The sequence below is a fragment of the Ruegeria sp. AN6 genome (genome assembly GCF_056540425.1).
The window spans coordinates 1-510 of the sequence record NZ_JBQFWR010000058.1 but is presented as its reverse complement, the minus strand read 5'-3'; the positions used below and the strand labels follow the sequence as shown (position 1 = coordinate 510).

Here is a 510-nt window from a genome sequence, read left to right as displayed (position 1 = left end):
ACGATTAGGGGGCGAAGAAGGCTTGCAGCTGCCACATCGGCATAAGAAACGAAGGCGGCTCTATCACAAGGGCAGCTCTGTCATCCGGCTCAGGCCCACGCATCCCAACCATGTCTGGGCGATTGATTTTGTCCATGACAAGCTGAGCAGTGGGCGGAGCTACAAGATGCTGACTGTGCTTGATGAGTACACCCGTGAGGCGCTCTGCGTGGCAGTGCGACCCAGAATGAATGCAGCTGACGTTCTGGACGTTCTGCACCGGCTGCTGATGAAACACGGTAAGCCCGAGTTTATTCGTTCAGACAACGGCCCGGAGTTCATCGCTGCACCGCTTCAGGAGTGGCTCCGACGGGTCGGTATCCAACCGATCCAGATCTACCCAGGGTCACCGTGGGAAAATGGCTACAACGAACGCTTCAACGGAACACTCCGTCGCGAAGTCCTCAACGCCGAATGGTTCCACACAACCAAACAAGCTCAGGTCGCCCTCAATGTCTGGCTCAGACAATA

The 510-nt window shown here is 56.3% G+C and carries 1 protein-coding gene; it reads left to right on the top strand.

The features are described 5' to 3' along the window. Positions 1–22 precede the first annotated feature (22 nt). On the top strand, positions 23–510 hold a 488-nt coding region (locus ACR0MQ_RS23025; protein ID WP_480611318.1), incomplete at its 3' end, for a DDE-type integrase/transposase/recombinase.